This is a genomic window from Massilia sp. Root133, assembly GCF_001426525.1.
GTDB classification, from domain to species: Bacteria; Pseudomonadota; Gammaproteobacteria; order Burkholderiales; family Burkholderiaceae_D; genus Telluria; species Telluria orientalis.
This window is the reverse complement of record NZ_LMEW01000031.1, coordinates 467,162-479,894: the sequence shown is the minus strand read 5'-3', so window position 1 is coordinate 479,894 and position 12,733 is coordinate 467,162. Positions and strand designations below refer to the sequence as shown.

Genomic DNA, 12,733 nt, shown 5'->3' with positions numbered 1-12,733 from the left:
ACGAGAAAAATGATTAAATCGCCAAATAGATTTCCGCACGGAAATATTATGAACATCATGACGCCACCACGAGAAGCCATGCATATGATCGCCCCTGCCCCGGTCACCTCCCGGGATGACCTTGCCCACGCCGCGCTGGATGCCATCAACCGCGCCCAGGCCGTGATCGAATTCGGTCTCGACGGCCGCATCCTGCACGCCAACCAGAACTTCCTCGACGCGCTCGGCTATGAGCTGCACGACGTCGTCGGGCAGCCGCATGCGATGTTCTGCGAACCGGAGTACGTGCGCTCGCAGGCGTACCGCGATTTCTGGAAGCACCTGGCCGCGGGCGAATACCACGCGGGCGAGTTCAAACGCGTGGCCCGCGACGGCAGCCCGGTGTGGATCCACGCCACGTACAACCCGATCTTCGATGCGGACGGCAAGCCCGCGAAGGTCGTCAAGTTCGCCACCGACATCACGGCGGCCAAGCTGCGCAACATCGACTTCGAGGGCAAGATGGCCGCGATCGACCGCACCCAGGCCGTCATCGAATTCGATTTGCAGGGCAATGTGCTGCACGCGAACGCCAACTTCCTCGCCGTGACGGGCTATACGCTCGACGAGGTGCGCGGCCGCCACCACCGCATGTTCTGCCTGCCGGAGCACGCGCGCTCGGCCGGGTACCTCGCGTTCTGGGAGCGGCTCGGGCGCGGGCAGGCCGACAGCGGCGAGTACCGGCGCGTGACGAAGGACGGCCGCACCGTGTGGATCCTCGCCGCGTACAACCCGATCCTCGACGCGGACGGCAAGCCGGTCAAGATCGTCAAGTTCGCCACCGACATCACGGCGCGCAAGGCGCTCGCCGCCGAGAGCCGCGGCAAGCTGGACGCCATCGGCCGCTCGCAGGCCGTGATCGAGTTCGACCTGCACGGCAAAGTGCTGGCCGCGAACGACAACTTCCTGCGCACGATGGGTTATCTCGCGGACGAAGTGGTCGGCCGCCATCACAGCATGTTCTGCGACGAGGCGCTCATCCAGAGCGCCGCGTACCGCAACTTCTGGTCCGACTTGGCGCGCGGCCAGTTCCAGTCCGGCCGCTTCCGCCGCCGCGGCAAGCACGGCGCCGACATCTGGATCCAGGCCACGTACAACCCGATCCTCGACGCCGACGGCAAGCCCTATAAAGTCATCAAGTTCGCGATGGACGTGACGGAGCAGGTGCACCGCGAAGAGCAGCTCGGCGCCAAGATCAAGGCGATGTCCGCCGTGCTGGCCGACCTGTCGCAATCGATCGCCTCCATCGCCCAGGGTTCGCAGCAGTCGGCCGGCCTGGCGGTGCAGACGCGCGACCAGGCGGCCGAAGGCAGCACGCTGCTGGCGCGCTCGAAGGATGCGATCCTCGCGATCCAGAAATCCTCCGACGACGTGCACGAGATCATCGACACGATCAGCGACATCGCCAGCCAGACGCACCTCCTCGCGTTCAACGCGGCGATCGAGGCGGCGCGCGCGGGCGAACACGGCACGGGCTTTTCCGTCGTCGCCAACGAGGTGCGCAAGCTGGCCGAGAAATCCGCGCTGGCGGCGCGCGAGATCGCGAAGCTGATCAACGAGACGGCCGCCCGCGTGGGCGAAGGCACCCGCCTCGCCGGCGACGTGGAAGACGCGTTTGGCCGCATCGTGCGCTCGGTCGCGGCGACGAGCGAATCGATCGCCCGCATCCACGCGTCGACGAGCGCGCAGGCCAACGCGACGCGCGACGCGTCCGCGCTGCTGGCCGAGCTGGAACGCGTGGCCACGGAGCACTGACATGCGCCTGGCAGAAGTGCGCATCGACGCCGTGGACGTGGGCATCGCGGCGGACGCCGTCGTGCAGGCATTGCCGCAGCCGGACGCATTGGCCGCCCCGCCCCGCCGCGCGGGCGCGCTGGCCGGCGTCGTGGACCACGGCGGCGTGCTGGTGCCCGTCGTCGACCTCGCGCGCTGGGTCGAGACGGGCGAACGGCAGGACGGACGCATCCTGATCCTGCGCGACGGCGGACGCCTGCTGGGGCTGCGCGTGTCGGCCGTCGGCGGGCTGGTCGACGTGGCATCCGATGCGGTGACACGGCTGCATCACGACGACGATGCGGACGAGGTGTTCCACAGCGTGGCGCGCTCGCCGGAGACGGGACGTGTCCTGAACGTGCTGGACGTCGGCCGGCTCGCCGCGCTGGCCTGCGCGTGGCACGGCGGCGCGGCAATGGCGTCCGGGTCGCCTCCGCCACCGGCCGCGCACGACAGGCGCACGTATGCCGTGCTCGATGCGGGCACGCTGCGCCTGGGCGTGCCGGCCGGCGCGCTCGCCGAAGTGATCGCGATGCCGTCACGCGCGGCGATCGGCGACGGCGCGTGGTGCACGTGGCGCGGCCGGCACCTGGCCATCGTGCCGCCGGCCGCGGTCGACCCCGCCCTCGGGGACGTCGGCGCGGGCCTGCTCGCCGTGCTGGAACACGACGGCCTCGCGCTCGGCGTGCCCGTGCGCGCGACCCTGCGCCTGGCGGATTTCGTTCCGGCCGCGACGGTCTACGACGACGATGGCGCCGAGGTCCGGCTGGTCGACGTGGCGGCGCTGTTCGCACGCCGTCCCGAGGCGGATCTGTCGCGGTCCGCGCACGCCGCCGCCCCGGCGCAGGCGCGTGCCGGCAAGCCGAACGACGCCGCGTACGTCGTGTTCGACGCGGACGGCCTCGCCGCCACGCCGCTCGATGCGCTGGAACGCGTGCTGCCGCTGGTCGACACGCCCGGCGCGACGATGCGCTGGGGCGACCAGACCATTGCCGTCATCGACCTGCGCCGTCCGAACCACGTGCCGGCGGAGGACGGCCAGGTGCTGGTCGTGCGCGCGGGCGAGCGCCGCGTGGCGTGCGTGGCCGCGCGCGTGCACGTGATGATCCCGGCCGGCGGCGGGCAGTTGTACCGCCTCGGTGCCGGCGCGTTCATCATGACGGACGATGGCGGCGAACGGGCCAGCTACCGCATCGTCGACCTGACGACGTATTGCTAACACAAGTGTCAGTTGCGCCAGCGGGAGGCCGATGCCAGCATCGCTGTCCCACCCTCTCGCTGGAGTCACCATGACCGGACGCGCGCTCGCCGCCCTGCTCTTTTCCGCCCTGCTTGCCACCACCGCCACCGCAGCGGACGAAGGCTGGCGCACCGGCTGGTCGTCCGCGCCCGACTCCGCGGGACCGGCGCTGCCCGCGCAGACCCTGCGCCAGGTCGTGCGCACGACCACGAAAGGCACCCGCATGCGCATCCGCCTGTCGAACCTGTTCGGCACGCAGCCGCTGCACGTGGGCGCGGCGCACGTGGGACTGTCCGCGGGCGGCGCGCGCGTGGCGGCGGGCAGCGATCGCCCGCTGCTGTTCGGCGGCCGGCCGGCGGTCACGATCGCGGCGGGTTCGAGCGCGCTGTCGGATCCCGTCGACCTCGCCGTGGCCGCGCTGCAGCCGCTCGCGGTCAGCCTGTACCTGCCGGCGCCGGTGCCCGTATCGACGGTCCACGGCTTCGTGCTGCGGCCGACGTACCTGAAGGCGGCCGGCGACGTCACCGGTGCCGCCGACTTCCCCTCGGCCGCCACGGACGACAACCTCTATTTGCTCAGCGACGTGGAGGTCCTCGGACCGGACACTGGCCGCACGCTGGCCGTCATCGGCGACTCGATCGCGGACGGCGTCGGCGCCGAGGAGGCGGGCTGGCCGGACGCGCTGGCCGCCCGCCTGCAGGCCGAGCCGGCGCTGGCTACCATCGGCATCGCGAACGAGGGCATCGCCGGCAACCGCATCCTGAACGATGCGTCGACACCGTACGTCGGCCCCAGCGTGCTGGCCCGCTTCGACCGCGACACCCTCGACAAGCCCGGCGTGCGTTGGGTGCTGCTGCACGAAGGCGTCAACGACATCACGGCCGCGCGCCTGCTGGCTGCGCCGGCCGACCGGGTCACGGTCGGGCAGATCGAGGCCGGCATGCGCAAGCTGGCCGGGCGGGCCCGCGCGCGCGGCGTGAAAATCTGGGCCGGCACCCTGCTTCCGTTCGCCGGCACGAAGGACTTCTGGTCGGCAGACGCGGAGCGCGACCGCCTGGCGCTGAACGCGTGGATCCGCACGGCCGGCGTGTTCGATGCCGTCGTCGATTTCGACGCCGCCCTGCGCGACCCGGAACAACCCTCCCGCCTGAATCCCGCCTACGACAGCGGCGACCACCTGCATCCGAACGACGCCGGCTACCGCGTGATGGCGCAGCAGGTCGACCTGCGCCTGCTCCATCCCTGACCCGTGTTCTCCACACAACAGAAATAGAACGGTCGTACGAAATGGTGTATGCTTCGGCTCCCGCCGCCCCCGGCCCTTCCGGTCCGGGGGGCGGGCTACGAATCGATACTTGGAGTGAGACCGATGAACCAGAAACACCTGACCCTGCTCGTCGCCCTGGCCCTGGGCGCGTCGCTCGACGCGACCGCTTCCGGCTACCGCTTCGGCTCCCAGAGCGTGTCCGCCCAGGGCACGGCGGAAGCCAACGGCGCCGAAGCCGCCGATGCATCCACCATCTTCGCCAACCCGGCCGGCCTGTCGCGCCTGGAAGGCCGCCAGATCGTCGGCGGCATCACCGCCGTCGTCCCGCATTCGACGTTCCAGGATGCCGGCTCGACCCGCTTCACGAAGACCTCGACCGGCGGCGTGAAATCGCAGGACGACTACGCGCCGGGCGTCGTGGCCGCGCCGACGCTGTACTACAGCCAGAAAATTGACAGCCAGTGGACCGCCGGCGTCGGCGTGTTCGTCCCGTACGGCACCAAGCTGGATTACGACGACAACTGGTCGGGCCGCTACTCGCTCACCAACATCAAGCTGGAGTCCATCAACATCAACCCGTCGGTGGCCTTCAGGCTCTCCGAGCAGCACAGCTTCGGTTTCGGCATCTCCGTCGAACACATGAAGGCGAGCCTGCGCCAGGGCGTGGACGTGCCGGGCTCGATCGCCGCCGCGCAGGCCGCGGGCAGCGGCGCCGCGCTGGTGCGCCAGATCGCTTCCCTGGGCGGCAACCCGGCCGCACTCGCGACCGCGGGCGACGCGCACGCGGGCGTGGAGGGCAAGGACTGGGGTTATGGCTTCAACGTGGGCTACATGTACTCGCCGACGCCGGATACCCGCTTCGGCATCGCCTACCGCTCGTCGATCAAGCATGAACTGAAAGGCGGCGCGGTGTGGGACTTCTCGACGGTGACGAGCGACGCCGTGGTCAACAAGGTGCTACAGGGCGCCTCGCACCACGTGAATTCCGCCGCGCGCGTGGACGTCAGCACGCCGGAGACGCTGTCGCTGAACGCCTTCCACCAGTTCGATGCGAAATGGGCCGGCATGGCCGACGTGACGTGGACGCGCAACTCGCGCATGCAGGACATCAACATCCAGTTCGTCGGCACCAACGAGGGCGACCTCGTGATCCGCCAGCAGTGGAAGAACACCGTGCGCGTGGCGCTGGGCGCGAACTATGCGCTGAACGACGCCGTGACCCTGCGCGGCGGCATCGCCCACGACGACGCCCCGGTCCGCGGCGACACGCTGCGCCACGCGGCGCTGCCGGACGCCGACCGCCTGCAACTGTCGTTCGGCGCGAACTGGAAGCTGACTCCGGCGTCGTCGCTGGACCTGGCCTACAGCTGGCTGCACTTCAACGACGCGAGCGGCAACTACACGAACAACTGCAATCCCGTGATGACGGGCTGCACCGGCAACGGCGAGACGACGCGCGGCACGTGGAAGACGCGCATGCAGTTGCTTGGCCTGGCGTACAACTACAAGTTCTGACCACCCGTCATTCCCGCGCACGCGGGAATCCATGCTGAGTGACTTCGGTGCTTCATTATGGGTTCCCGCCTGCGCGGGAACGACGGGATTCTAGAGTTTCGACGAATCGAACCCGACCCGCACCGCACCGCACCCCACACCCCGAACGTCATCCCCGCGCAGGCGGGGATCCAGGTTCTGCATGCGCAGCGATGGCGCGTGCAAATTGGGTTCCCGCCTGCCCGCGAACGACGGGATTCTAGAGTTTCGACGAATCGAACCCGACCCGCACCGCCCCCCAATGCCGGCCGCCGATCTCGAGCGGCATCGACAGGTCGTTGATCACCTCCCCCGTATCGCGCAGATAGGTCTGGAACAGGAACGGCTTGCGGTTGGCGGCCAGCTTCGCGCCCACCGGGTCGTCGAAGATGCGTTTATTGCGGCAGTAGACGAGATCGTGCTCGCGCTGGCCCGTCGGCGTCTGCGAGAACTTGCTGTTGTGCGTGGGCGCGTAGCCGCGCGTGTCCACGGACAGCGCGTAAGTGCACCCGGGCAGGTCGGACAGGACGCGGTCGTACAGCGCCTGCAGGTCGCGCTCGACGGCGCGGTCGTAGCCCGTCGTGAAGCGCGGCGGATCCGAACCTTCGATCGGGCGGTAGTCCTGGTCGAAGATGTCCGCGCCGCGCGCCAGGTGGCCGGCGAGGCAGCGGCCGACGGCGTCGCGCAGCTGGGTCGTCGCTTCCACCAGGCCGTCGAACGTCGTGCCGCCCGTGCGGAACTCGGCCAGTACGCCCTGCATTTCCTCGGTGGTCGCGCGCACTTCGTCGACGCGGCGCGACGCGTCGGCCATCGATTTACCCGTCTCCGACGCATTCGTCGCCATGTCCGTGACCTGGCGGCCGATCGACTGGCTGATGCTGTCCAGCGACTGCATCGCCACTGCCATCTCGTTGACGGTGCCCGTCATGCGCTCGAAATCGGCGACGAAGGTCTTGAAGTGGCCGGCGGCGAGGCCGACCTCGCGGGCCGACACGTTCACGCCTTCCAGGATCTCCTGGGTGGCGCCGGTGGTCGACTCGACGAGCGTGCGCATCTCGCTGTTGACGCCCGCGATCTTGGTCGTCTCTTCGTTGACCAGCTGCGACAGGCGCCGCACCTCGGCCGCGACGACGGCGAAACCGCGGCCGGCTTCGCCCGCGCGCGCCGCTTCGATCGCGGCGTTGATGGCCAGGAGGTTGGTCTGGTTGGCGATGCGCTGGATGATGCCGCCGAACTCGCTGATCGAGCGGGCATGGTGGTCCAGCTGCCCGACGGTGCGCGCGAAGCCATCCACCTTTTCCTCGATCGCGCGCATGCGCGCTTCCAGGTGCGACAACTCGTCCATCGACGCGCGCGCCACGGCCAGGTTACGGCCCGCCGTCCCCGCGATGTCGTCCGTGCCGGCCTTCACGCTGGCCGACAGCGCCGTCACCTCGCGCGCCGACGCCGCCAGCTCGCGCGACGCCGTGTACTGCTGGCGCGCCTTGTCGAGCGACTGGTCGACTTCCTTGCGCAGGCGCGCCGCGTTGATCGCCGTGCGGATGCTGCCGTCGCGCGCATTCAGCACCAGGCTGCGGACGCGGGCCGTCATGCCGGACCGTCCGGTCGGCGCGAACGCCGACGCGGACGGTATGAGCGTCGTTTTCAACCAATTCAACATAACTTGTCTCCCGGGTGGTCGGCTCTATTGACTCGCTGGCCGATTTTATTTGAGGAAAATATAGCTGCATTCTGGATACATGTCATCATTCGCGCAAAATCAACATACTGTCCAGCCTAATCGGGTAGACGCGCGCTATCACGTCGTATTTACCACACTAATTTGCCCTAAAATGCCTCTTCGTCAATTCCTGCACATTCCGCCTTGAAGTTCTCGATCGGTCATCGCTTGTTTGCCTCGGTCCTGCTGGCGATCCTCGCCGTGGCCGCCTGTGCCGTATTCCTGCTGCGCCAGAATGTGGTGGCCAGCTTCGGCGACTACGCCGCCGGCATCGAACTGGACCGCCTGGACGAGCTGTCGACCACGCTCACGCGCCGTTACCGCACCGGCAACGGCTGGGGTTTCATTCCCGCCACCGACCGCCAGGACTGGATCGCGACGGAGCTCGCGCGCCTGCAGCGGCTGCGCGACGATGGGGTACCTTCCGCCACGCCGGTCATGCCGGTCGCACCGGCCGCGCCCGTCCCGCCTGCGCCACCCGCGCCGCCGGCCCCGCCGCTGCCGCCGCTGCCCGGTCCCCGCGTGGCGCACGTTCCCATCGTGCCCGACCTGCCCGACCCCGGCCCATTACCGCTGGCGCGCCGCGTCACGCTGCTCGATGCGAACGGGGCCTGGCTCGCCGGCCGCCGTCCGGGCCCCGACGCCGCCACGGTCCGGCGCGCGCTGGAGGTGAACGGCCGCACGGTCGGCTACCTGGCCGTCGTCCGCGATGCCCGTCCCGGCGACGCGCTGGCTTATGCGTTCCTGCAGCAGCTCACCGACAGCCTGTGGCAGATCGTCGCGCTCGCGGTGGGCCTCAGCGCCCTCGCCGCCGTGCTGCTGGCGCGCCACTTCCGCAGTCCGATCCGGCAACTGGCGGCGGGCAGCCGGGCACTGTCCGAGGGCCACTTCGACCTGCGCCTCCCCGCGCAGCGCAGCGACGAACTGGGCGACCTCGCGCGCCACTTCAACGCCCTCGCGGCCCGGCTGGCCGGCGCGGAGCAGGCACGCCGCCAATGGGTCGCGGACACGTCGCACGAATTGCGCACGCCGCTGGCCGTGCTGCGCGCCCAGCTGGAAGCGCTGCAGGACGGCGTGCGCAGCGCCACGCCGGACACGCTCGACGCCATGCTGCGCCAGGTGCTCGCGCTGAATAAACTGATCGACGAGCTGTACGCGCTGGCGCGCGCCGACGTCGGCGCGCTCGAATGCAAGCCGGTCGCGCTCGACCTGTGGACGCTCGCATGCGCCGAGGCGCGCGGTTTCGAAGAACGGTTCAAACAAGCTGGCCTCGCGCTCGATTTCGGCCCCGGCCCGGTAGCGGCACAAGTCATGGCGGACCCCGACCGCATGCGCCAGGTGCTCGCCAACCTGTTCGAGAACAGCCTGCGCTACACGGCTGCCGGCGGCCGCATCCACCTGCATGCGCAGGCGGACGGCCGCGGCATCCGGCTGCACCTGGACGACAGCGCGCCCGGCGTCCCGGACGGCGCGCTGGCGCACCTCGGCGACCGTTTCTATCGCGTGGACGCGTCGCGCAGCCGCGCCCACGGCGGCGCCGGCCTCGGGCTCGCGCTGTGCCGGCGCCTCGTGGAAGCCCAGGGCGGCACGCTCGCCTTCGCGCACGCGCCGACCGGCGGCCTGCGCGCGACCATCACGCTGGCGCGCGCGGGAGACCCGGCATGAGCGACCGCATCGTCATCGTCGAGGACGAGCCGGAACTGGCTGCGCTGGTGGCCGACTACGCGCGCGCGGCCGGCTACACGGCCGACGTGTGCGGCGACGGCGCCGCCGCGCTGGAGGCGCTGCGGCGCGATCAGCCCGCGCTGGTCGTACTGGACCTGATGCTGCCGGGGCTCGACGGGCTGTCCCTGTGCCGCGCGCTGCGGGCCGATGCGAACCCGCTGCTGGCCGGCCTGCCCGTCGTGATGGTGACGGCGCGCGTGGAAGAAATCGACCGCCTGCTGGGCCTCGAGGCGGGCGCCGACGATTACCTGTGCAAGCCGTTCAGCCCGCGCGAACTCGTCGCGCGCATCAAGGCGATCCTGCGCCGCGCGGGGCGTCCCGCGCCGGTCGTCGCCGTCGATACGCTCGCCCGCCGCATCGCCATCCACGGCAAGGCGCTCGACCTGACGCCGACCGAATACGGCATCCTGGCCGCGCTGGCGCGCCGCCCCGGCCAGGTCTTTTCGCGCGCCCAGCTGCTCGACCTCGCGCGCGAGGGCAACGCGAGCCTCGACGTGACGGACCGCGCCATCGACACCCACGTCAAGAACCTCAGGCGCAAGCTCGACGCCGCGCTGCCGGGCGTGGACGCCATCCGTTCGATCTACGGGCTCGGCTACCGCTTCGATCTTTGACAGGCGGTCTTCATTTTTTCTCCACAATCGGCATGCACGATACCGACATGGCCCGCCGCGTCGTGCGGGCCACGACAAGGAGAAGACCATGAAACCCACCATCCTCGGCATCCTGCTGGGCGCCGTCATGCTGCCCGCGCTGGCGCAGACGACGGACGAGCACGTCCACGTGAGCATCCACTGCAAGACCGCCACCGGCAAGTGCAAGGCCCCGCCCGTGCCCCCTGTCCCGCCAACGCCGCCCGCACCACCGGCCCCGCCCGCACCGCCCGTCCCGGACGTGGGCGAAGCCGGCGTGCCGCCCGCGCTGCCGCCCATCCCGGCCGTGCCCGGCGTCCCGGCCGTCCCCGCACCGCCACCGCCACCGAAGCTGCCGCAGGTCCCGGCCGAGGCGCACGCGGCCTGCGCCGGCAAACCGGCCGGCAGCGCCCTCACATGGGACCTGGGCGGCGGCGAAGTCATGAAAGGCGTCTGCGCGCAACGGAACGGCAAGACGGTATTCGTGCTGCGCAGCTATGAGCTGAACGGGTAGGCCTACTCGACGCGCAGGGCGCGTTTGCGGTATGCTGCCCCGCATGTCCGATCCCGTCACACCCCTGCCCGACCCGCGGCCGCTGCCGCCCATCGAACCTGCGCTGGAAGATTGCTGCGGCTCCGGCTGCCCGAACTGCATCTTCGACGTCTACCAGATGCTGCTTGCCAATTACAAGGAAGCGCTGGCGGCGTGGGAGGCGCGGCATCCGGAAGCCGCCGGAGAGCAACCGTGACCGCCACCCGCATCCGCCCCGCCACACCGCTTGATGCCGCCCGCATCTGCGCCATCTACAACCACTACGTCACGACCACGACGGTCAGTTTCGAGGAAGACGCGGTCGGCGAAGCCGAGATGGCCCAGCGCATCGCCGACGTCGGCGCCGCCGGCCTGCCGTGGCTCGTGCTGGAGGTCGACGGCACGCTCGCCGGCTATGCGTATGCGACGAAGTGGCGCGTGCGGCCGGCCTATCGCCATTCCGTCGAGAGCACCGTCTACCTGGACAAGGATTGCACCGGCCGGGGGCTGGGGCGGGTCCTGTACGGCGCGCTGCTGGACGAGTTGCGCAAGTGCGAACTGCGCCTGGTGATCGGCGGCATCGCCCAGCCGAACGCCGGCAGCGTCGGCCTGCACGAAGCGCTGGGCTTTCGCAAGGTGGCCCACTTCTCGGAAGTCGGCATGAAATTCGGCCGCTGGGTCGACGTGGGCTATTGGGAACTGAACCTGGCCAGGGACGGACAGGGTTAAAGTGCCCCGATCGCCTGCTTGAGCTGCGCCAGCCGGTCCCGGTTGACGCAATAGCAGACCCGTTGCACGTCCGCCGAGCCTTCGATCAGGCCGGCCTCCTTCAGGATCGTGACGTGCTGCGAGATCGTCGACGGCGCCAGCGGCAACACGTCGGCCAGGTTCCCGAAATAGCACTCGCCGTGATCGATCAGGTGGCGCAGCAGCTGGACGCGCGCGGGATGCGACAGCGCCTTGCACATGCGCGCGAGGTCGTCGGCATCGAATTCCGTCGTACGGGCGCGCTCGGGCGCCGGGGGGCAGCAGGACTTGGACATGGTGCGTTCGTGGTTGGGCGAACGCAGGATAGACGTCAGGCGGGACGCTTGTCAAAAGTTTTGTCCGGCGCGACTGCGCGCAGGTAGAACGCGAGGGACGCGAGCGACATGGCCAGCAGCGCGGCCAGCAGCAGGGCGGGACCGTCGGCGCGGCCCAGCAGCGCGGCCGCGATCAACGGTCCCGCCGCCTTCGACAACAATGCCGGCCCGGCCATGGCCCCCGCGATGGCGCCGTAATGGTCGCGGCCGAACAGCGCCCGCGGCAACGATCCGCGCAGGATCGTGAGGATGCCGTTGCTCAAGCCATACAGCACGCAGAACGCGGCCACCGCCCAGGCCTGCGCACCGCCCAGCGCGATGACGGCCAGGGCCGCCGGCAGCAGCGCGAACGTCACCTTGCCGACCGTTTGCGGTGCCGTGTGCCGCGCGAACGCCATCTCGCCCACGCGTCCCGCCACCTGCATCGGACCGATCAGCGCGGCCAGCAGCACTGCAGTCTCCCTCGCCTGGCCAAGACGTTCGAACAGCGGAATCAGGTGGACCGCCAGCGCCGAGAAGACACAGGTATTCGCCGCGAATGCCAGCGCCAGCGTCCAGAACGCGGGATGCCGCACGGCTTCCGCGAACGTGTGTCCGCGCGCCGGACCCACGCGTGCCACCGCGGGCGCGCCGGCGCCAAGGCCCAGGTGCAGCGGCATGCACACGGCGAGTTGCACGATCCCGTACAACAGGTACGTGTCGCGCCATCCATGCGACGCCTGCAGCCACGCCGTCAACGGCCAGAACAGCGTGCTGGCGAAGCCGCCGAACAGCGTCAGCGTCGACATCGCCTGCCTTGCCCCGCTATCGAGTTGCCGCTGGATCGTCGCGAACGCGGCTTCGTACAGCGTCAACGCCATCGCCAGGCCGACCAGCGTCCAGGCGGCGTAGTACGACACCACGCCCGTGCAGAGGCCGAGCCAGGCCAGCCCCAGGAAACACAGGAACGAGCCGCCGGCCATGATGGCGCGGCCGCCGTGACGGTCCAGCAGGATGCCGACCGGCGCGGCGGCCAGCCCGGCGACGAGCAGCGCCCACGAGAACGCGCCGAACACCACCTCCGGCGCGAGGCCGAGGTCGCGCCGGATGCCGGGCGCCAGGATGGTGAAGGCGTAGTACAGCGAACCCCAGGACACGATCTGGGTCACGGCGAGGATGCCGACGGTCGTCGATGGGCGGCGCATGCGGAC

12 protein-coding genes are annotated in these 12,733 nt (G+C 70.0%); 9 read left to right on the top strand and 3 right to left on the bottom strand.

What is annotated here, in order from left to right; translation table 11 throughout:
* The first annotated feature begins 78 nt into the window (after window positions 1–78).
* The 4 genes from ASD28_RS33215 (at window position 79) to ASD28_RS20140 (ending at window position 5,834) form a co-directional block, all read left to right on the top strand.
* Window positions 79–1,794 carry a PAS domain-containing methyl-accepting chemotaxis protein gene (locus tag ASD28_RS33215; protein ID WP_307168752.1) on the top strand — a complete coding sequence of 572 codons (1,716 nt, stop codon included), beginning with the start codon at window positions 79–81 and terminating at the stop codon, window positions 1,792–1,794.
* A 1-nt stretch (window position 1,795) separates the two neighbouring features.
* Window positions 1,796–3,031, top strand: a complete 1,236-nt coding sequence (locus ASD28_RS20150) for a chemotaxis protein CheW (RefSeq protein ID WP_056132159.1) — start codon at window positions 1,796–1,798, stop codon at window positions 3,029–3,031.
* 70 nt (window positions 3,032–3,101) lie between these two features.
* Window positions 3,102–4,298 carry an SGNH/GDSL hydrolase family protein gene (locus ASD28_RS20145; protein WP_056132153.1) on the top strand — a complete coding sequence of 399 codons (1,197 nt, stop codon included), beginning with the start codon at window positions 3,102–3,104 and terminating at the stop codon, window positions 4,296–4,298.
* Window positions 4,299–4,421: 123 nt separating this feature from the next.
* On the top strand, window positions 4,422–5,834 hold the full coding sequence (locus ASD28_RS20140) for an OmpP1/FadL family transporter (RefSeq protein WP_056132150.1): 1,413 nt from the start codon (window positions 4,422–4,424) through the stop codon (window positions 5,832–5,834).
* Window positions 5,835–6,072: 238 nt separating this feature from the next.
* Here the strand turns inward: ASD28_RS20140 and ASD28_RS20135 are convergent, their stop codons facing one another.
* Window positions 6,073–7,443, bottom strand: a complete 1,371-nt coding sequence (locus tag ASD28_RS20135; protein WP_229412314.1) for a methyl-accepting chemotaxis protein — start codon at window positions 7,441–7,443, stop codon at window positions 6,073–6,075.
* A 297-nt stretch (window positions 7,444–7,740) separates the two neighbouring features.
* Between ASD28_RS20135 and ASD28_RS20130 the strand changes: the two genes are divergently transcribed.
* The 5 genes from ASD28_RS20130 (at window position 7,741) to ASD28_RS20110 (ending at window position 11,190) form a co-directional block, all read left to right on the top strand.
* Window positions 7,741–9,237 (top strand): ATP-binding protein, encoded by a 1,497-nt coding sequence (locus tag ASD28_RS20130; protein ID WP_056132147.1) that lies wholly within the window; start codon window positions 7,741–7,743, stop codon window positions 9,235–9,237.
* The gene (locus ASD28_RS20125) at window positions 9,234–9,911 is read left to right on the top strand and encodes a response regulator (protein ID WP_056132142.1); all 678 of its coding nucleotides are present in this window, start codon (window positions 9,234–9,236) and stop codon (window positions 9,909–9,911) included. Before ASD28_RS20130 ends, ASD28_RS20125 begins: the two co-directional genes overlap by 4 nt.
* Before the next feature lie 88 nt (window positions 9,912–9,999).
* Window positions 10,000–10,443 carry a hypothetical protein gene (locus ASD28_RS20120; protein WP_056132139.1) on the top strand — a complete coding sequence of 148 codons (444 nt, stop codon included), beginning with the start codon at window positions 10,000–10,002 and terminating at the stop codon, window positions 10,441–10,443.
* 43 nt (window positions 10,444–10,486) lie between these two features.
* Window positions 10,487–10,678 carry an oxidoreductase-like domain-containing protein gene (locus ASD28_RS20115; protein ID WP_056132546.1) on the top strand — a complete coding sequence of 64 codons (192 nt, stop codon included), beginning with the start codon at window positions 10,487–10,489 and terminating at the stop codon, window positions 10,676–10,678.
* Entirely contained in the window at window positions 10,675–11,190 is a 516-nt protein-coding gene (locus tag ASD28_RS20110) for an arsinothricin resistance N-acetyltransferase ArsN1 family B (RefSeq protein ID WP_056132135.1), read from the top strand. The genes ASD28_RS20115 and ASD28_RS20110 overlap by 4 nt, the downstream gene beginning before the upstream one ends.
* On the opposite strand, the gene ASD28_RS20105 is transcribed toward ASD28_RS20110, so the two are convergent.
* Together ASD28_RS20105 and ASD28_RS20100 are read right to left on the bottom strand one after the other, a co-directional pair.
* Window positions 11,187–11,504, bottom strand: a complete 318-nt coding sequence (locus tag ASD28_RS20105; RefSeq protein WP_056132131.1) for a helix-turn-helix transcriptional regulator — start codon at window positions 11,502–11,504, stop codon at window positions 11,187–11,189. The two genes, ASD28_RS20110 and ASD28_RS20105, sit on opposite strands and share 4 nt — an antisense overlap.
* 35 nt (window positions 11,505–11,539) lie before the next feature.
* Entirely contained in the window at window positions 11,540–12,727 is a 1,188-nt protein-coding gene (locus ASD28_RS20100) for an MFS transporter (protein WP_056132543.1), read from the bottom strand.
* Window positions 12,728–12,733 lie beyond the last annotated feature (6 nt).